The following is a 19394-nucleotide window of genomic DNA, read 5'->3' as shown; positions in this document are numbered from 1 at the left end:
ACTTTTGTATTACTTCGTTTCTCTTCTTTGAAAATGATTATATTATAAACACATATTAACACATTTATCCGGGCAACCTTTAGTAAGATGCAGTTTATTATTGGAGGTAAGCAGCTATGAACAAAAATATTATCGATTGGCCGACATTCATCGGCGCGTTGTTATTGTTAATAATTATAGCAGGACCTCTCATTATTGTACCTGAATTCGGAGAGAAGGTTGTGACTGCATCCAACACGTTTGTATCAAAAAATTTAGGCGTTATTTACTTATTAATTGGGATGCTTTTATTCGTGTTTTTGCTTTACATTGCTTTTAGCCAGTACGGTCGAATTGTGCTTGGCAGCCGTGGTGTGAAGCCCGAATTTAACACATTGACATGGGCAGCAATGCTTTTTGCTGCCGGAATCGGTTCTAGTGTCCTTTATTGGGGGACGATTGAATGGGCGTATTATTACACCGGACCGCCCTTTGGAATCGAAGCAGGCTCTGATGAAGCAATTGAATGGGCAGCAACGTATGGGATTTTTCACTGGGGGCCCATTGCTTGGGCGATATATTGTCTTCCCGCTCTCCCCATTTCTTATTTTTTCTATATTAGAAAACGACCAGTTTTAAAAATAAGCGAAGCCTGTCGACCGGTCTTGAAAAAATATTCTGATGGGCCTATAGGGGTTATTGTAGATATTCTTTTTATGTTCGGTCTACTTGGCGGGGCCGGTACAACTATGGCTCTTGCTACTCCTTTAATTTCCGAAGGTGTTCGCTATTTTACAGGAATTGAACCTAATATGGCCGTTAATACGGTCGTCCTTATTGTCGTTACGCTTATTTTTGCCATAAGCTCCTATTCCGGGCTGCGTAAAGGAATTCGTGTGCTTAGTGACATAAATTTATGGCTATCTTTTATTTTACTCGGTTTTGTTTTTATTGTTGGCCCTACTGTTTTTCTCGGAAATACGATGTTTAACAGCATCGGTATGTTAGCCGATAATTTTTTCAGAATGAGTATGTGGACTGAACCATTTGCCGGAGTCGGTGGTTTTGAAGAAACTGATTTTCCCGAAAGCTGGACCGTGTTTTATTGGGCGTGGTGGCTTGTTTATGCTCCATTTGTAGGATTGTTTGTCGCCCGGATATCACGGGGACGCACGATTCGAGAAATGATTGTCGGTACTCTTGTTTACGGAAGCATCGGTTGTGTCTTGTATTTTGGCATACTGGGAAATTTCGGACTGTATCTGGAGCTGACCGAACAGTATTCGGTGGTGGATGTGTTGAATAACGATGGTGCGCCAGCTGCTATTATTGGAACTATCAATCAACTACCCGGAAGTATATTGTTTGTTGGGATTTTTGTGGTACTGGCGACCGTTTTCTTAGCAACGACCTTTGATTCGGGCTCTTACATCTTAGCTTCGGTCACACAAAAAGAAATTGATGATGAACCTTTGCGCTGGAATCGTTTATTCTGGGCATTCGTTCTTGCTGCCCCGTCCCTTGTGTTGATGTATCTTGGTGGACTTGAAACACTTCAAACGGCGAGTATTGTCGCTGGATTTCCTTTAATATTTATTATGATTATGTTAATTATCTCTTTTACCAAGGCAGTCAAAGAAGATATGCCCAAAACGTTCGGCAGCAAATACTACATTTACCGTGATGAAAAGGAATAGGTTTTTTGAAAATAAAATTTATTCTTTTTCGCTATGATGATGGTGAAAGGAAGTGAGCTATCATTATAAAATCCCGCTACGAATCCGGCGAACTCCATAATTTTTCAATTCAATCTTCCCTCATTTTTGTTAACCAAGCATTCACACTATATGCACGCTTCCCCCAATCTTCCCATTATATTTCCGACCCAACAGGATCGTTTTATGGAAAAATGGAACCATACGAAACCCTTTCCTCTCACGCAAAAACACCGACAACTCGCTGAAACATTGACATCGATGCATGTGGAAGAATCCCCTCATACCCGGCTGCCATCATATCACTATAACCAATTGAAAAAAGGAATATTATGTCCTCTCAAGCGAGGTGTTAAACCCCGTATCCAAGCTTTTGGGACAACTGTTTGCCTGCTTCTTTTAACTGATTCACATAATGACGCATATCGTCGTCCGTTGTTCTCATGGTAAAAGTTGAAATACTTAGAGCGGCGGCAATATTGCCCGTGTGGTCACGTACCGGAATAGCGACGCAACGCACACCTGGTTCGTTTTCTTCGAGATCCTCAGCGTATCCCTTCTCACGCACCCGCTTAATCTCTTCCCAAAACCCTTCTCTTGTCGTAATCGTATGCTCCGTACGTCTGACAAACTCATAGTCATCAAGTACAAAAGAAATGGCTTGATCGGACTGGAATGCTATAAGCGCTTTTCCAACACCGCTGCAATGCAGAGGAATTCGGCGGCCGATTCGGGAATACAACACCGTTGCCGAGGCACTCTCTACTTTGTCGATGTACACGCCTTCTTTTCCATCTTGAATAACAAGATGCACCGTTTGTCCGGTATCTTTTGAAAGGGTATAGAGAAAATCTTTAGCTACACCCCGAATATCACGGCTCCGGATGACCGAATGGCCACGTTCAAACAATTTCATTCCCAACCGATACTTCCCGGATTGTTCATCTTGTTCTACATATTGGTGTTTTTCTAATGTTTTTAAAAGTGAGTGAACCGTGCTTTTATGAAGCATCATTTTTTCACTAATATCCGTTATTTTTAATTCAGATTCGGATTCATCAAATAAATCTAGTATGCTCAATGCACGATCAACCGATTGAATAATGGGCATAATTTCTCCTCCCTTCATTTATATGTATTGTAAAAGTAGCTCTAAGATAGTTCCACCCGTGCTAAACGGAAACGCAAAACCTATATTCGCTAGAGACACACGATATGGATTCTGATGTAACAGCATCCCCGTCAGAGAAACGGAAATGTTAAATGGTCATATAATACGGGAAATCAACAACTTGAATACCTTCAACAATCGTCAATACAAAAGCAATGCATAAAAAAATAGCCGCCGGCACTTGATAAAGCCGCTTCGCTTTCGTATATGAAAAAGCAGGGTGTGACTCCCCCTGCTCCTTTTCTTACTGAACAGCTTTTTGATAGGCTTCGGTAAATGCACGGGCGCGTTTTGTGAGCGCTGCTTTTTCCTCATTGTTCCACGGATTGTTCGTGTTAACAAGTGCACTTCCAACGCCTACTGCAACAGCTCCGTGATCAATATATTCATGAAGGTTTTCAACAGTAATGCCTCCGGTAGGCATTAGTGGAATTTGCGGAAGCGGTCCTTTTATATCCTTTAAATAACGTGGTCCGAATAAATTAGCCGGAAATACTTTAATCACGTCCGCTCCGCTCTCATAAGCGGTTAACATTTCTGTCGGTGTCATCGCACCCGGTATACTTATCACTCCATAACGTTTTGCGATTTGTATCGTTTCCGTATTTACCGTTGGAGCAAAAATAAATTGAGCGCCTGCCATGATCGCCGATCGCGCGGTTTCAGGATCAAGCACCGTCCCTGCACCGACAATCAATTCATCTTTATATGTTTTGCGCAATTTTTCAATCGCAGCCAGAACGTTAGGTGTTTCCATCGTTATCTCAAGCGTTTTGACGCCACCTTCCAAAAGCGCCTCTGCCATATCTTCAATCGATTCTGGATCCGCTCCACGGATAATTGCCACTATTCCATTGTTTTTAATATCTTGTATTGTTGTCATTGTCCTGCCCCTTTCTCGTTATCTTTGAACATCTTCACTATTATTATCATCGTTCACTAGTTGTTGTACATCCTCCATTTCTGGAAGACCTTCAACATCGCCTTCAGCCTGGGTTACAAGTGCACCGACCGCATTGCCGCGCTCGATTGCTTTTTCCGCTGATAACCCGTCAATAAGTCCTGACAAGTAACCTGCTGCAAAACCATCTCCGGCACCAACCGGATCTACTACTGTGTCTACTTTAAATGCGGGTACAAACTGTGACGAATCATGGTTATAGTAGTATGTACCTTGATCGCCCGCTTTCAATACCACTTCTTTCGATCCTTGCTTCAGAAATAAACGGCCCAGTTCATCTGGATCTTTTGTATCGAATAAAAATTCTCCTTCCGCTATTCCTGGCAAAATAATATCCACTTTAGATGCAATATCAAGCAATGTGTTCCGAGCCTCTTCTTCACTCCATAACGAGCGTCTAAGGTTCGGGTCAAACACAACCGTCACATCATTTTTTTTCGCTGTATTCACTGCTTCCATCAGCATTTCTTTGCACGATGCACTTAGAGCAGGTGTGATACCGCTAATATGTAAATAAGATGCCTGCTTAATGTAGTCTTCATCCACATCTTCTTTACTCATCCGGCTGGCTGCAGAACCTTTTCGATAGTATTGCACCCGAATATCACCAGCCTTCCTGAACTCCTTAAAATACAGCCCCGTCGGAGAATCTGGATCTATGGTTACTTTATCCACATTTACGCCTTCTCCACGGATGACGTGGAGCATGGCTTTACCCAGCTCATCATCACCAACACGGCTGACCCAGCCCGCTTGATGACCAAGTCTCGCTAACCCTATCGCCATATTTGATTCGGCCCCGCCGATTTTACGAGAATACGAGACGGCATATCTCATTAATCCGCTTTGATTGGGTGTAAACAGCGCCATTGTTTCTCCCATTGTTACAACATCCATATCGAACACCCTTTCATCGTTTTATATTATAAAACTGCGTTTTGTTATTTATACTTATATCGTATAACAACATAAAGGTATCGTCAATTTATAAATGAAGCGCTTTCTCAATAAATATTGACTTATAAAAAAAGAGCCTTACTTTTTTGTAAGTGCTCTCTAGTCTACGGCATGAGGTGGGTACCATTCCCATCCCAATTTCAGCAGGCTGACAATTTCTTCAGCTACTTCATCTTCATTCATAGAGTCCGTTTTTACTTGAAAACTATTATAACCATATGCGCCTTGTCTTTTTTGAAACAAATCTTCAATTTCTTCCATTGACTTATTTTGTAAAACGGGGCGGTTGTCGATAATCAAGTTCAAACGATCTTTCCATGAATCCCACGTCAAATCAAGCGAGATGACAATGCAGTATTTCATGCAAGCTTCGCGAATATCCGGTTGAGCATAAGCCCCTCCGCCAAGTGATAAAATCTTCAACCTTTCGTTTTTACACAAATGAATCGATGTTTCTTTTTCGATTTTGCGAAATTCCGTTTCGCCTTTTTCTTGAAAAATTTCTGGAATCTTCATGCCGTACTTCTCTTCAATTGCTTTATCGACATCTATAAAATCACGATATAACTTTTTTGAGACAAGTTCTCCGATGGTCGTTTTCCCTACCCCCATAAAACCGATAAGGGCAATATTTCTTTCTCTGAGCGACGGTACGTTTTCCATAGTACACACTCTTTCTCTGCCTAGAATTAGTATCTCTCATTCTACCCAAATTCTAAATTCAACGCAATATCAAGGTGATTCCGTAAGCCATCACTATATTCCACATCATAAATAAAAACGCAAATCCTATATTTTTCAAGCTTACTTTATATGGGTTCATATTGATATACATTCCCAATACAGCCGGAGTGACATTAAATGGTCCTATCATCAATGTACAAATGGCAGAACTTAGAATTGTTAAACTCAAACCGAATGTTAGCTCTTGTATAAACGGGTCTATAAACGGTACTAACAGAGCAATCGTTACAAGAGGATGAAACCCAGCAAAAGCCAGCACAAAAATAAACATCCCTATCACTAAAAACAACAAGAAATATAGGTTAGAAGTATATATTTGTTGAATGATTGTATTAATATATTCGAATGGACGGGTATATGGCATCAGTTCTACAAAAAATCCTGCCGATAAGAACAGAAAGAACAACCCATGCAGCTTAGACGTATTTTGTTTTGCCATATGATATCCAAGCGTAGAGAACATTTTGCCTTTTTTTATAGCTAATGCCCACACTAATGAAAACGGGATAATCGCTATCGTAACGACTAAAAGAAATCCTAGATGGAGGGCTTCGCTTCCAATTAATACAAGAACGACAAATATTAGAATCGCAGCTCCCATCTCCAGCCCTTTCTTTTTCATGCGACCATTATCTGTAGAGAAAGTATTGTGGCTGGCATCATGCAATTCCATACTCCCCCACTTTCGTTTGTGCCATGCCCAATCTATTCCTAAAAACAACAAACTATTCAACCATAAAACCGGCAGCAATAATAAATAATTTTGACCTGTTGTATCAAGGGTTAGAGCTAGTAAAATTTCCGTCGGACTCCAAAATAAAACAAGAGCATAAGGCCGCAATATACTATGGGTAAAAAAAGATTGCGAGAAAGCTGTTCCAAAATTCCTGATCTTATTACGAACAGCGCTTACGATCACAGGAACAGTCGCTACATTTAAAAAAATAGTCAATACATAAGTCGCAAATGATGTCTTTTTGTACAATGCCCCAACGTCGCTCGTATTCATTCCAATCATCCGGCTCAATGTTTTATCATAAAGACCTATTCGAATCACAGCATTCATAAAAGGTAAAATAAAAAATAATGCCAATAGTCCCATTAAGGAGTTGAAATACGTCAGTAACTGCATAGAAAATAAATCCTCGGTCCACACAACAATCAGCCCGAGTAACAGAAATACCAGCCCTACCGAACGGTATAACGGTGGAGCTTTTTTTACGGTACGAACTATAACAACAACAGCCAAAGCACCCAAAATATAACTAAGAAGTGCTAGATCCCATAATTCATGAATCAAATAAAGAATAATAAGAATAGCATATGTAAAGAAAATCGTCTCTCACCTGCTTTCTCTGGATGGAAATAAATACATCGGTATGGGCAGCCCACACCGATGTATTTTTAAATAACGCCTCTTTCTTTTAGGTCAGAAATTTCTTCCTCTGTATATCCTAACATGGAGGATAACACTTCATTATTATTTTCTCCAAGGTCTGGTGAGATATTTCTGACGCTGCCTGGTGTTTTTTCAAACTTAGGGACAATACCTGGTGTTTTAATTTTCCCTAAGCGAGGATGTTCCAATTCAATAATATTGTCTCGTGCTTGATATTGCGGGTTATTAAAGATATCCTGTATATTGAGGATCGGGCTTACGGGAACTCCGTGGTCGCCTAATAAATCCATGAGTTCATCCCGGTCCTTGGTTTTCATCCAATCCTCCACTATTTGCTTCATTTGCGCGTCATGCTGCAACCTTACCGAGTTGGTGTAGTATCTATCGTCCTCTAATAAGTCTTCCCTATCCATTGCTTTTGCGAGTCTATTAAATGTTGTATCTGTGCTTGTTACTAGTACAACCCAATGGCCGTCTTTTGTCATAAATGTACCTGCAGGACTGGAGTGACCGCTCAAACCTGGCGCCCTTTCTCTTACTTTTCCATGCTGATCAAATTCTGCTACGAGAAATTCCATCATTCGAAATACCGTCTCATAGAGAGCAATATCTATCATCTGTCCTGATCCTTTTTCGCTCATATCCCGATGATACAATCCAGTAACTGCTGCAAAAGCAACGTATACTCCAGTGATATAATCGGTTAATGAAAACGACGGACTCACCGGATGACGGTCTGAAAACCCTTGTAAATACGTAAAACCGCTGAATGCTGTGGCCGGTGTTCCAAATCCAGCTTTATCTTTGTAAGGACCTGTTTGTCCATATCCTGATACACGAATCATTAACAGTTCTGGGTTTATCCGTTTCAATTCATCATATCCTGCGCCCCATTTTTCCAACGTACCGGGGCGAAAATTCTCAATTAAAATATCGACTTCGGACGCCAATTTTTTTAATATATCTACCCCTTCTTTTGTGTGTAAATCCAAGGTCAATGATTTTTTATTTCGTGACAGACCGGGCCAGCGTAGAGGTTCATCTTCTTTAAATGGTCCGACGTGCCGAAGAGTATCGCCTTTTCCCGGCATTTCTACTTTAATAATTTCTGCCCCAAAATCTCCTAATAAAACCGATCCGTATGGCGCAGCTATCATGGTTGATACGTCTAAAACCTTTACTCCTTCAAGTGGTGTTCCTGCCATCAATCTCACCTCCAGTTAATACTTTTACGTCTTTACTTGCCTATTCAAATAATCTTTAGCTGTCTGTAAGCAACGACGCGCTAGCTCTTCATACCCTAAATCTTGAGCTTTTTTAACGTTTGGCAGTTCAATCGAATATGGAATGTCAGGCAATCGTTCTACGATACTCGCTACATCTATACCGCCTTCTCCAACATACGATCGTTCCTCTCGTAGAATTCGCGTCATCTCTTCTGTCGATGATGGAATGTCAACCGGAGCGTCACAAAGATGAAGATAGTTGAACCATTCTCGAGGGACATCCATTAAATCATCCGGCTTGTGCCCTGCACGGTGAAAATGATGCACATCAATCATTAAACCTGAGTTTTCCTGTTTTGCTGTACGCAGAACTTCCATTGCTCCTGTAAGATCTACCACACTCGCAATCGGAACAAATTCTAAATCGACTGTTAATCCATAAGGTTTAGCCAATTCGCAAATTTCAGAAAAACGTTCGATTCCGTAATTACGATCATCCGTCCAAATACTACTTAGTACGTGATTTCCACCGAGTTCCGCTGCTACTTCAAAGGCTGGTTCATAATTTTTAGGATCAACACCGTCATAAATTTTCGCCAATTCGATGTCAAGGAGCTTCATTCCGGTATTCTTCATCGCCATCTTTGTATCTCGAAACATCCTTTTATTCCGTGCAAGATCATAGTTTGATTCTCCAGGAAGCCCCATATAAATGGGTCGAAAACTGACAAAATCATAACCTGCTCGAGCAGCAATATAAGTCATTTCAGGAGGTGGTGAGTCAATGACTGTTAAATGCGCAAGCGAAAATTGATGTTTCATTGTTATAAATCTCCTCCTTCTCTGCATTATTATTACCCTTTATTTAACAGAAGAATGGGTTATATCTTTACCCGGTGAATAAATGTCCATAATGTTCCAATGTCCGTCTGTTGGCACAGGTTCATTTAACATACTGACGTCTAATAAAAACGGTTTATTGCTTTGAATGGCTCTTTCTAAGGCCGGTTTGAAGTCCGCTGCTTTTTCAATTTTCACACTGTCTACCCCATAGCCTTTTGCAATTAACGCAAAGTCAGGGGAATAAGATTCTCCATCTCTTTGAAAAACCGTCCCGTATGTCGTATCAAAATGACTTTTTTCCAGACCTGCAATCGTTCCATAAGAACTATTGTTCATCACGATCCAAATGACTGGAATGTTTTCTGATACTGCTGTTGCCATAACCGACGGATTCTGACCGAAACCACCGTCACCAATCATCGACACAACAACCTTGTCCGGATCGGCTAATTTGGCGCCAAGTGCCGCAGATGAACCAAATCCCATCGTAGCGTAACCTCCCGGGGTTAAGATGGTTCCAGCTTTATACGCCGGGAATTGCTGTCCGACTCCGTTTTTATTCCAGCCCACATCTGTCGTAATATAAGCATCTTTTGGTAAAGCAGCTCGGACATCACCCAAGATTCGTTCCGGACGTAGCGGGAATGCATCGCTTTTTTGATGTTCTTTTACTCTTCCGAAAAATTCTTCACGGTACGCAGCGATTGCTTCTTCCGCTTTATTATTTTTACGCCCTTCTGGAACGATTTCCTTTGCAACCCGGTTTAGTTCGATTAATGCCTCTTTGATATCTGCAACAATCCCCAAATCTACCGGATAATTTCTACCAAGTTCTTTGGAATCAATATCAATATGAATTAACTTCGTTTTCGGAATATCAAACGTATATTCTGGATACCACGAGCTTGAATCCGCTTCCGAAAAACGAGTACCTAAGGCCAAAATCAAATCTGCATCCCGGCAAGTGTCATTTATAAACTTCGTTCCCCAGAATCCTGTCATACCAAGCGTCAATGGATGGTCATCTGACACAGCTCCTTTGCCCATTAACGAATAAGCTACCGGAATCCCGAGATGGTCGACCAGTTCGCGTAATTCATCTGCAGCATCGGCTAACATGATACCGCCACCGACGTATAAAACCGGGTCACTTGCCTCTAGCAGTCTTTCAACAACTTCGCGTGCCTTCGAATCACTTACAGACGGCTTCGTCAAATCTTTATTGTTCTGCTTCACCCGCTCAAATAACTCGGTATCCATTTCGGCTGAAAAAATATCCATCGGAACCGATACGAGAACGGGGCCAGGACGACCGCTTTGTGCGAGAGAAAAGGCTTTATCAATAATTTCTGGAAACAAATCTGGTCGATCAACTCTCCAGGCTCTTTTCACAAACGGTCGATAGATTTCATATTGAGAAGCATCGGCATGCAGATTTACTTCTTGATGGGGATGCTTCCCATAATAATGGGATGGAACGTCTCCTGCGATAACGACCATAGGGATCGAATCAAGTGCCGCATTAGCGACACCTGTTGCTGCATTAGTTAGACCAGGTCCAAGATGCGATAATACAACCGATGTTTCTTTTTTGGCACGAGCATATCCATCTGCCGCATGAGCCGCAATTTGCTCATGTCGTACGTCGATAAAATCCACCGAACTATTTTCAAGTGCCGCCAGTACAGCAATATTCGTGTGCCCGCAAAGACCAAAAATATGCTCGACATTATTGTGTTCCAAATAATCTACTAGCTGTTCGGAAACATAATTTTTTGTCATGTCTATTCCTCCTCGTTAAAATCTAGTAATACTTTTCCAACCCTGCCAGAAAGAGCGGTCTCGAATGCTGCTTCATAGTCAGAAAAAGGATATATCTTTGAAATAATTGGAGTGAACATGTCAGGATAGTTTTTAAGAAAATCAAACGCTCTTTGAAAATCTTTCGGAAAATCATAAATAATAGAACCAAATACAGTCGCGTCACTTCGGACTATTTTTCTAGCAGGAAAGTGAACGTCTCCGTCCGTTATACCGATAATTACGACATTCCCTCCTGGTTTCACTATGTCAAAAGCTTGTTCCACAGATGGCGGGGTTCCCGCTGCTTCAATGACGTGATCATACTCTTCTTCTAATATACTAGGAGAACCAGAGTGGATATCTTGAAATCGTTTCATCATATCCAATTTCTCTTGATTGATATCCACCGCATTTACTTCACCACCCAACAGATTAGCAAGGATAGAGGATAGCATGCCTTCTGTACCGCACCCTATGACGGCTACGCTTTCTCCCTCTTCTATCGATATTTTCCGAAAAGCGTGGACAACCACAGCTAATGGTTCTGCTAAAACTGCTAGTTTTCCATCCATGTCATCCGGTACTACCAACAAGTTAGTGACAGGTACATCGACATAGTTGGAAAAGCCTCCGTTATCTGTAACACCAAGACTTACTTTATGACGGCATATATTCTTTTTTCCTTTCCGGCATAAATCGCATTCTCCGCAGGCAATGTTTGGCTGTACGACGACTTTCTGCCCTTTTGTAAATAAGTGATGTTTATCTGCTTCTGCCACCTCCCCATAAAGTTCATGGCCCATTACTACAGGATAACGAGCATGAGATATAACGCCTTTATAGACACTTAAATCACTGCCGCAAATACCGCCGAATTCTACTTTCACTCTGGCATTATTCTCTTTTACTTCCGGGTGAATCGGGACTGACTCTTTATTAAACGATTGGGGGGATTTTATAACAAGTGCCTGGTTATTTGTTGTCATATCCCAAATATCCCTCCAATTGACGTACCACTTCGATAGGAATTTGACCCGGGGCAGAACTTTTACTTCCTACTGCAAAAGTCATGGCAGATCCGAATTTCCAGCCTATCAATCGCGTCAGCCCTCCATCTGCTCCCATTGACATTGTAATAATTGGTATTTCCAATTCTTCACTGGCCGTCTGGGTCACTTGAAGGACAGCCAATACATCAGACATCGTCTCCGGCATCACCGCTATTTTCCCTAAATCTGCTTCATACGCTGCTGCCTGTTGTAATTTCTTCATCATTTCCTCTTCAGAAGGTGTCTTGGTGAAATGGTGAAAAGATAGGACAAGTTTCACATTATACTGCTGGGCAGCTTTTTGTATTTTCTTAATATCTTGTTCATTATTTCCTGTCTCATAATCGATAAGATCAATATGTCCCGATTCACAAACCTTTGTCATCAGTTCCACTTTTGCAGATTCATCCATACCAATGCGTTGTCCACCTTCTTTTTCTGAACGAATCGTGAAAAGAATAGGAATGTCGCCAAGTTTGTTACGTAACGTAGCAGCGGCATTTATAACAGCATCTGTGTTTGCAATTGCTTCAAAAAAATCAACGCGCCATTCTATGACGTCCGGCTTTTTCTCAAAAATGGCCTGCGCTTCTTCTAACAGCTCCGCTTCATTTTTTCCGGTTAATGGAGAACATATGGATGGTGTTCCGCCTTCTAAAGTTACATTTCGAACCTTCACACTTTTAGAACTCATACTATTACTCCTCTCCACTTTCTAAATGTACTATCATTTTCATCTCCGTCATTTCTTCGACTGCATACCGCGGCCCTTCTCTCCCGATACCGCTATTTTTTACACCGCCATAAGGCCAATGATCCAACCGGAAATTAGATGTTCCATTTACAACAACACCGCCAACATCCAACACGCGCGACGCTTTTTGAATGACTGACAAGTTGTTTGAAAAAATGCCGGCTTGAAGCCCCGTATCAGAATCATTAACTTCTGCCAACGCTTCATCCAAATATTCATAAGGAATGATACTTATGACTGGTCCAAAAACTTCCTCACATACCACTTTTGCTTCTTTAGGAGGATTAAATAGGACAGTTGGTTCTAACGACGCCTTATTTAAACCACCACCTGTTAGTATATCGGCACCTTTTTCTACAGCTTCTTCAATCCAAGATTTCACTCTCGCTGCAGCATTTTCGTCGACGAGTGTACCAACATCTGTATCTGGATCAACTGGGTCCCCAATTTTTAATGCTTCCACTTTTGTTTTCACTTTATCTTTGAAGCTTTCTAAAACAGACGCGTGCACATATATTCTTTGGACCGAAATACAACTTTGACCGGAATTGCTAAAACCTGTTTGGGCACAAAGAGTTGATGCTCGCTCGATATCAGCATCTTTGTGAACGATTGTTCCAGCGTTTCCGCCTAGTTCGAGCAGCACTTTTTTCATGCCGGCACGTTTGGAAATGTCACTGCCTCCTTTAATACCTCCAGTAAAGGAGATAAGATTTGTACGAGAATCTTCGACGATTTTCTGCCCTACTTCCACACCACCGTATACGACTTGAAGAGCATGTTTAGGATATCCTGCTTCAAGCAATAGTTCAACAAATGCGTGTGCAATAAGCGGGGTTTGTGGAGCCGGTTTTAAGATAACGACATTTCCTCCTGCAAACGCCGGCCCGATTTTATGAACCATCAAGTTCAGTGGTGCATTGAAAGGAGTAATGGCAGCAACAACACCCACCGGAACTTTATATGTCGATGCATGTGCTTTTTCTCCTCGTGAAGACACATCTCCTGGAAGGGTTTCCCCCATTAAACGCTTCGCTTCATCCGCTGAAAGTTGCAACGTTTCTAACGAACGCTCCACTTCGCCTCTTGTATTCTTTAAAGTTTTCCCTAGTTCACTGGATAACAGGTTCGCGAATTCTTCTTTTCGTTCTTTTAACAAGAAAGCAGCTTTATGAAGAATGTCAGCCCGTGTATGTGCCGGAATACTTTTCGTTTCTTGTTTTGCTTCGACTGCTGCCTTTAGAGCACGTTCAGTGTCTGATTCAGTTGCCATCACTTGCTCTCCTACAACTTCCCCATTATATGGGTTAAACACAGATGCTTTTTCACGATTTTCGGTCACCCATTCTCCATTAATAAGTAATGTTGCTGTTTTCATAGTCATGGTGATTCACCTCCTGTTAAAGTTCGAGCTTGTGGGCCGTTATATTTCACTAACTCTTCTTCATTAGGACATGGACCTTTCACTAGGACACCTGTTTTCATTTCTTCATAAGCATGGGCTGCAATTCCCATCCCGCGTGACAGTGAGAATATTCCTTTAGCTGCTTCAGCAGGAAGTCCTATTTCACATTGAATGGCTGCTGCGACACCATCAATGTTCATTGTTATGATACGATTCTTTTTTGCAGCCAATTGGCTTCGGTATTCCTCCATAATCTGCAAGTAAACACCAGATATCGTACCTTCCTCCACCATCGGTTCTGCTAAGTTATAAAGCCTGTGAACGCGTGGATCATCATCGTGCAGCTGATGGCCAACACCGGGTAGTTTCTCCTTATTAGCAAGCATATTGTCAAGCCGTGCTCCTACCACGTCTTGAATACGTTGATCATTCTGTTCTGCTTCTTTCCATGTTTTGTAGAGTAGCTCCATTCCTTTTTCTGTTGCTCCCCCATGAGAATCTCCTAGTACGTTGATCCCTGTAGCAACTGCAGAATTAAAGGAAATACCACATGTCGCAGCCATCCGTCCCGCTGCAATAGAAGGAGCTCGAGGTCCATGATCCGCTCCTGCTACTAAAACGCTTTCAAATAATGCAGCCTTTTTTTCATCTAAAATGTCTCCGCATAAGAGCAAATACAGCATTTGTGGGTATGAAATATTTCCAATTAACTCTTCCATTTTGTAACCGCGTATATTTACTTCGTTCTTTTTGATTTGACTGATTTCCGTTTGCCACCAGCCGTCTCCTTGGTTGTATGACTCGAGTGCGCTTCTGCCCGACATATTTTGACCTCCTTACTCTTATTCGGATTTACTAAAATGATATGGATATCCTAGATTGTTTGAAATTTCTACAGCGGCTGCCGTCAATGATGTTTTAAGTTCTGGAAGTTCTTTTGGTTTGAATCTACTTGATGGACCAGATACTGACAAAGCAGCTGTAATATTACCATCTATATCAAACACAGGAGATGATGCTGCTGACGTACCCATCTCTCTTTCATCTACACTCACTGCAAATTTTTCTTCAACAATAGTGTTTAGTTCATTTTTCAGATCTACTTTGCTGTGAAATATTGGTTGTTCAGCTATAACTTCGTCTATAAAGTCCTTGTCTTGATGGGCAAGCAGCATTTTACCACCGGCTCCTACAGTTAAAGGAAGCTTTTGCCCAATACTAACCATGTGCTTAACAGATTGTGTACTTTCATATTGTTGAACACAGGCTCGATAGTTTCCATCAAGAACATAAAGGTTAACGGTTTCCTTTGTTTGATTACGAAGACGTTTCATTGTCGGCTCTGCTACCGGTCTAAGTTCAATCGACTGACCCGCCAGATGCCCAATAAAGTAAAGCTGTCTTCCTAACCTGTACTTTGAAGTAATCGGATTTTTTTCCACAAAATGATTGGATTCAAGCGTTGATAACAATCTTGTTGTTGTCGATTTAGCTAACTCAATTTTTTGTGATATCTCCGTCAATGTCAGCTCTCTATCTTCTTCCTGGAAACAATGCAGAATATCAATCGCTCGCTGTAATGTCCTTATTCCTTTAGGAGATTCATTATTTTCCATATTATCCCTCCTCTCGAATGTTCTATCTGGTGGAATTTGATTTCGTTTAATGGAACTTTTATTTTATTCTAATAAACGTTTATATTATTTTCAAGTTTTTTTTGAATTTAAAATTTTTTTATATTTTTTGGTGACAGATACAAAACTGTCTGATAGAATTTCTATAAATAAAGTTCCACTTAACAATATTGAATTCCACTGAATGAAACTTTAAGTGAAAAGAGATTACAAATTATTGTAACCGATTTCATTTAAACCTTTTAAGCATTCAGGGAAAATAGAAACGGAAAGGAGGAACGTACAAAGCACTTATATACTTGAATTTTTCAATCTTTAATGAAATTTTTATTTTTTCAGTTAAAATAAAGGAGGAATATTTATGAAACTAAAAAAGTTTGGGTACACGTTATGTGTACTAACCCCTCTATTACTAACAGCTTGTGGAGGAGGAGACAGCTCCGGATCAGATAACACGTCAGGAGAAGAAGATTACTCTAATTATCCTGAACAAGATATCAATGGAGTTATACAATGGGGCGAAGGTGGAGCAACAGACAATATTTCGAGAACCGTCGCTCCATTAGTAGAAGATGAACTCGGCGGATCGCTCGTTATGGAAAATCGCGAAGGTGCTTCAGGCGCCACAGGTGCGCAATATGTATATGATCAACCTGCCGACGGATATACATTGCTTTTCGGAGCAGAAAACCCTAACCTTTATCAAGTACTTGGGATATCAGAACGTGATTACTTGAGCGATTTCAAACCAGTATCTATTATTGGGCAAAGTTACGCTGGAATCGTTGTGAGTGCTGATTCTGAATATGATAGTTTAGAAGATTTAATTAACTATTCAAGCGAAAATCCCGGTGAGCTTACAATGGGAACATCCGGTGAAGGCGGTCTCCCTCACGTAGCAAGTTCGATGCTGCAGGCTGAGCTTGACACTGAATTCAACCAAGTTCCTTATAATGGAGACGGTCCTTTAGCGACAGCATTGCTTGGAGGCGAAATTGATGCTACTGTTCTTGCTGTATCAGCAGCACAAGAATATGTAGAATCAGGTGACTTTAAAATGCTTGCTGTCATTAACGATGAATCATTAGACGCTGTCCCAGAAGCACCACCTATAACAGAACCTTATCCTGAATTTGAAAAGTATTTACCATGGGGACCGTTCCAAGGAGTTTTTGCTCATAAAGATACACCTGAACCAATTATGGATAAACTGACAACTTCTTTTGAAGCAGCACAAGAGGATGAAGAGTTTCAAGAAACGCTCGACAATCTTGGAGTGGAACCTATGAATATTCACGGAGAAGAAGCAATTGAATTTCTCGAACAAAACCAATCTACTTCAACTTGGATGCTACATGATACAGGGGAAACAGAAGTATCTCCTGAGGAATTTGATATTCCTAGAGTAGAAGAAGAGGAGTAGGTAAAGAGAGGTTTTTAAGCTATGAATATATGGAAATCGTCAAAATCAGGTATTTTGATGACTGCCTTCAGCCTTCTTATCTTAATTCAAGCAATAATGATGGAGGATCAGACTATTATCGATCCTTCTAGCGGAAGTTTTTTCCCCGCTCTCATAAGTATATGTATGTTTGCAGCCGGGGTTTTTACAATATTTCAAGAGCGCCTATCCTGGCGCTCTTCTTCCCAAAACAATTCTGCTGAAGGTGACGATGCAGATGATCTTAATACGAACAGCGAGACAACGAAAACGTCCAATGCCTTCACGAAAAAAGATTATACATTAATTCTGCTTTACTTCGGTATGGTTATTGTCTTTGTTCTCTTGCTTCCTGTAATCTCTTTTTTTCCAGCCGCTTTCTTATTTCTGATTACCAGCATGTTTTATCTAAGAGGGATTTCTCTTGTGTTAAACATAACCATATCTATACTCACCATCATCGTCATTTATTTCTTATTTTCGGAACTATTTAATATTGTGTTTCCATAAGGAGAATTCATCATGGACATCCTTCAACAACTGCTCATTCCATTTACAGACCTAAACTTGCTATTTCTTGTAGCTGCAGGGACGCTTGCCGGCATATTTATTGGGGCTATCCCTGGTTTATCCGTAACTATGGCGGTTGCTCTCTTACTTTCCTTGACTTACTCTTGGGAAATGCTCCCTGCTCTTGCATTAATGTTAGGTGTCTATTATGGCGGGGTTTTCGGAGGCTCACGTGCTGCTATTTTAGTAAACATGCCTGGGTCCCCATCATCTGTGGCTACTTCCTTTGATGGGTTTCCCCTTTCGCAAAAAGGTGAAGCCGGCCTAGCTTTAACGTTAACTACTATTTTCTCCTTTGTTGGAGGAATTATAGGTGTTGCCGTCCTTGCAACCGCGGCTCCCATTGTCGCAAGCTTTGCAATTGAATTTACACAAAGGGATTACTTTTTACTAGCGATGCTTGGATTATTATTAATAGGAAGTCTGAGTCAAGGCTCTATGGCAAAGGGGATTTTCGCAGCTGGTGCTGGTATTATATTAGGCCTTGTAGGCATGGATTCCATTGGCGGCGGCAGTCGTTTTACATTTGGCTCCTTGCAATTAATGAATGGTATTGATTTTATTACCGCTATTTTAGGTCTTTTTGGAATGTCTGAAATTTTGTATCAATTGAAATCGCTTAATGAAAAAGGAGAAAGAACCAGTCTGAAAAAAATGGCCATTCCGCCATTACGATTTATTTTCAAATTTCTTCCTCTTTCTCTTCGTGTATCTATTATGGGTGTATTAATAGGGGCACTCCCTGGTGCCGGAGGAGAAATCGCATCGTTAATAGCTTATGATCATGCCAAAAGAACGACAAAAAAGCCTGATAGACCATTTGGTGAAGGAGCTTATGAGGGGGTTATCGCTCCAGAAGCCGGTAATAACTCTGCCATTGGGGGAGCTCTTATTCCCTTGCTGACACTAGGCATACCGGGGGATGCCGTTACGGCAATTTTCATCGGTGCATTATTTATTCACGGATTGCAGCCAGGACCCATGCTTATGGAACAAAGCGGTGATTTATTTTGGATGATGGTTGGTTCTTCGGTTCTTGCTAATGTATTCTTGTTAATATTCGGTTTGCTCGTTGTAACGATTTTCATGCGTGTCGTTACTATCCCGAAACAAATCTTACTGCCAATTATTGCAGTGATTACCGTCATCGGGGCATATGCGCTTAATAACAGTATGACAGATGTTTATTGGATGCTCGGCTTTGGTATTGTCGGTTTCTTTATGAAAGTACACCATTTCTCTGTGGCACCTCTAGTACTCGGAATGATTCTAGGACCATTAATTGATACGTCCTTCAGACGTGCCTATATGACAGCAAATGATCCTGGTGTATTTCTTGCTGGTTTCATTAACTCTCCAATCAGCCTTATTTTAACGTTAGCGTTTGTTTTCACGCTTTTCTCTCAGACAAAAACTTACCAACATCTAAAAAACAACATCACTAAAAAAGTGAAAAAACAATGACTAACAGATTATTAGAGCCCTTTTTTTCGAAAATAAAAAAGGGCTCTTTCATAATGTTCCGCGTTTTATTAATCTTTTTTTGTAAAACTATTTTGACTAGTTATAAAATGGATGATACACTTACAGACAATTACATAAATTAGTCCACTAGGGGCGCTTTTTTAGCTGAGATAAGGAAGAAATTCCTTGGTCCCTTTGAACCTGATCTGGTTAGTACCAGCGAAGGGAAGTGGAGTCGGTTTGTCTGTTCATGGTAGGAGAGGTAGCACCACTCCTTCA

At 41.0% G+C, this 19394-nt stretch carries 17 protein-coding genes and 1 riboswitch; of the genes, 4 read left to right on the top strand and 13 right to left on the bottom strand.

Features of this window, described 5'->3' with window-relative positions; translation table 11 throughout:
- Positions 1-116: 116 nt before the first annotated feature.
- Entirely contained in the window at positions 117-1676 is a 1560-nt protein-coding gene (locus tag J2S78_RS02320; protein WP_306895854.1) for a BCCT family transporter, read from the top strand.
- A gap of 370 nt (positions 1677-2046) precedes the next feature.
- Here the strand turns inward: J2S78_RS02320 and J2S78_RS02315 are convergent, their stop codons facing one another.
- The 13 genes from J2S78_RS02315 to J2S78_RS02255 form a co-directional block, all read right to left on the bottom strand.
- The gene (locus J2S78_RS02315) at positions 2047-2805 is read right to left on the bottom strand and encodes an IclR family transcriptional regulator (protein ID WP_125553718.1); all 759 of its coding nucleotides are present in this window, start codon (positions 2803-2805) and stop codon (positions 2047-2049) included.
- 304 nt (positions 2806-3109) lie between these two features.
- Positions 3110-3748, bottom strand: coding sequence for a bifunctional 4-hydroxy-2-oxoglutarate aldolase/2-dehydro-3-deoxy-phosphogluconate aldolase (locus J2S78_RS02310; RefSeq protein WP_306895850.1), 639 nt, complete (start codon positions 3746-3748; stop codon positions 3110-3112).
- Positions 3749-3766: 18 nt separating this feature from the next.
- Complete coding sequence (locus tag J2S78_RS02305; protein WP_306895848.1) at positions 3767-4723, bottom strand: sugar kinase; 957 nt, start codon at positions 4721-4723, stop codon at positions 3767-3769.
- A gap of 159 nt (positions 4724-4882) precedes the next feature.
- Positions 4883-5446, bottom strand: coding sequence for a shikimate kinase (locus tag J2S78_RS02300; RefSeq protein ID WP_306895846.1), 564 nt, complete (start codon positions 5444-5446; stop codon positions 4883-4885).
- A 58-nt stretch (positions 5447-5504) separates the two neighbouring features.
- Positions 5505-6776 carry a hypothetical protein gene (locus J2S78_RS02295; RefSeq protein ID WP_306895845.1) on the bottom strand — a complete coding sequence of 424 codons (1272 nt, stop codon included), beginning with the start codon at positions 6774-6776 and terminating at the stop codon, positions 5505-5507.
- A gap of 155 nt (positions 6777-6931) precedes the next feature.
- Positions 6932-8131: a CaiB/BaiF CoA transferase family protein gene (locus J2S78_RS02290; RefSeq protein ID WP_306895843.1), complete on the bottom strand. Its 1200-nt coding sequence runs from the start codon at positions 8129-8131 to the stop codon at positions 6932-6934.
- A gap of 24 nt (positions 8132-8155) precedes the next feature.
- On the bottom strand, positions 8156-8974 hold the full coding sequence (locus tag J2S78_RS02285) for a sugar phosphate isomerase/epimerase family protein (RefSeq protein WP_306895841.1): 819 nt from the start codon (positions 8972-8974) through the stop codon (positions 8156-8158).
- Between the two features lie 39 nt (positions 8975-9013).
- A complete protein-coding gene (locus tag J2S78_RS02280; protein WP_306895839.1) occupies positions 9014-10777 on the bottom strand; it encodes a thiamine pyrophosphate-binding protein in 1764 nt (587 codons plus the stop codon).
- A gap of 2 nt (positions 10778-10779) precedes the next feature.
- Entirely contained in the window at positions 10780-11784 is a 1005-nt protein-coding gene (locus tag J2S78_RS02275) for a zinc-dependent alcohol dehydrogenase (protein WP_306895837.1), read from the bottom strand.
- Complete coding sequence (aroD, locus tag J2S78_RS02270) at positions 11771-12541, bottom strand: type I 3-dehydroquinate dehydratase (protein ID WP_306895835.1); 771 nt, start codon at positions 12539-12541, stop codon at positions 11771-11773. The genes J2S78_RS02275 and aroD overlap by 14 nt, the downstream gene beginning before the upstream one ends.
- A 4-nt stretch (positions 12542-12545) precedes the next feature.
- Positions 12546-13985 (bottom strand): aldehyde dehydrogenase family protein, encoded by a 1440-nt coding sequence (locus J2S78_RS02265; RefSeq protein ID WP_370871497.1) that lies wholly within the window; start codon positions 13983-13985, stop codon positions 12546-12548.
- Positions 13982-14830: a citryl-CoA lyase gene (locus J2S78_RS02260; RefSeq protein ID WP_306895832.1), complete on the bottom strand. Its 849-nt coding sequence runs from the start codon at positions 14828-14830 to the stop codon at positions 13982-13984. The genes J2S78_RS02265 and J2S78_RS02260 overlap by 4 nt, the downstream gene beginning before the upstream one ends.
- Before the next feature lie 18 nt (positions 14831-14848).
- Complete coding sequence (locus tag J2S78_RS02255) at positions 14849-15622, bottom strand: IclR family transcriptional regulator (RefSeq protein WP_306895830.1); 774 nt, start codon at positions 15620-15622, stop codon at positions 14849-14851.
- 379 nt (positions 15623-16001) lie between these two features.
- Between J2S78_RS02255 and J2S78_RS02250 the strand changes: the two genes are divergently transcribed.
- From J2S78_RS02250 to J2S78_RS02240, 3 genes are read left to right on the top strand one after another with little or no spacing between them, the layout of a single operon-like run.
- On the top strand, positions 16002-17063 hold the full coding sequence (locus J2S78_RS02250) for a tripartite tricarboxylate transporter substrate binding protein (protein WP_306895828.1): 1062 nt from the start codon (positions 16002-16004) through the stop codon (positions 17061-17063).
- 21 nt (positions 17064-17084) lie between these two features.
- Positions 17085-17591, top strand: a complete 507-nt coding sequence (locus J2S78_RS02245) for a tripartite tricarboxylate transporter TctB family protein (RefSeq protein WP_306895826.1) — start codon at positions 17085-17087, stop codon at positions 17589-17591.
- Between the two features lie 12 nt (positions 17592-17603).
- Complete coding sequence (locus J2S78_RS02240; protein ID WP_306895824.1) at positions 17604-19115, top strand: tripartite tricarboxylate transporter permease; 1512 nt, start codon at positions 17604-17606, stop codon at positions 19113-19115.
- 139 nt (positions 19116-19254) lie between these two features.
- A riboswitch (TPP riboswitch) is annotated at positions 19255-19360 on the top strand.
- The last annotated feature ends 34 nt before the right edge of the window (positions 19361-19394 follow it).

The organism is Salibacterium salarium (assembly GCF_030813635.1).
GTDB classification, from domain to species: Bacteria; Bacillota; Bacilli; order Bacillales; family Marinococcaceae; genus Salibacterium; species Salibacterium salarium.
The sequence above is the reverse complement of the archived record's forward strand: the minus strand, read 5'-3'. Positions and strand labels throughout refer to the sequence as shown.

Bases quoted from the DNA above. Each gene is read 5' to 3' on its own strand.
- J2S78_RS02275 (WP_306895837.1), bottom strand. From the start codon at position 11,784: ATGACAACAAATAACCAGGCACTTGTTATAAAATCCCCCCAATCGTTT.
- J2S78_RS02300 (WP_306895846.1), bottom strand. From the start codon at position 5,446: ATGGAAAACGTACCGTCGCTCAGAGAAAGAAATATTGCCCTTATCGGT.
- J2S78_RS02265 (WP_370871497.1), bottom strand. From the start codon at position 13,985: ATGACTATGAAAACAGCAACATTACTTATTAATGGAGAATGGGTGACC.
- J2S78_RS02250 (WP_306895828.1), top strand. From the start codon at position 16,002: ATGAAACTAAAAAAGTTTGGGTACACGTTATGTGTACTAACCCCTCTA.
- aroD (WP_306895835.1), bottom strand. From the start codon at position 12,541: ATGAGTTCTAAAAGTGTGAAGGTTCGAAATGTAACTTTAGAAGGCGGA.
- J2S78_RS02290 (WP_306895843.1), bottom strand. From the start codon at position 8,131: ATGGCAGGAACACCACTTGAAGGAGTAAAGGTTTTAGACGTATCAACC.
- J2S78_RS02255 (WP_306895830.1), bottom strand. From the start codon at position 15,622: ATGGAAAATAATGAATCTCCTAAAGGAATAAGGACATTACAGCGAGCG.
- J2S78_RS02285 (WP_306895841.1), bottom strand. From the start codon at position 8,974: ATGAAACATCAATTTTCGCTTGCGCATTTAACAGTCATTGACTCACCA.
- J2S78_RS02260 (WP_306895832.1), bottom strand. From the start codon at position 14,830: ATGTCGGGCAGAAGCGCACTCGAGTCATACAACCAAGGAGACGGCTGG.
- J2S78_RS02305 (WP_306895848.1), bottom strand. From the start codon at position 4,723: ATGGATGTTGTAACAATGGGAGAAACAATGGCGCTGTTTACACCCAAT.
- J2S78_RS02310 (WP_306895850.1), bottom strand. From the start codon at position 3,748: ATGACAACAATACAAGATATTAAAAACAATGGAATAGTGGCAATTATC.
- J2S78_RS02240 (WP_306895824.1), top strand. From the start codon at position 17,604: ATGGACATCCTTCAACAACTGCTCATTCCATTTACAGACCTAAACTTG.
- J2S78_RS02280 (WP_306895839.1), bottom strand. From the start codon at position 10,777: ATGACAAAAAATTATGTTTCCGAACAGCTAGTAGATTATTTGGAACAC.
- J2S78_RS02315 (WP_125553718.1), bottom strand. From the start codon at position 2,805: ATGCCCATTATTCAATCGGTTGATCGTGCATTGAGCATACTAGATTTA.
- J2S78_RS02245 (WP_306895826.1), top strand. From the start codon at position 17,085: ATGAATATATGGAAATCGTCAAAATCAGGTATTTTGATGACTGCCTTC.
- J2S78_RS02320 (WP_306895854.1), top strand. From the start codon at position 117: ATGAACAAAAATATTATCGATTGGCCGACATTCATCGGCGCGTTGTTA.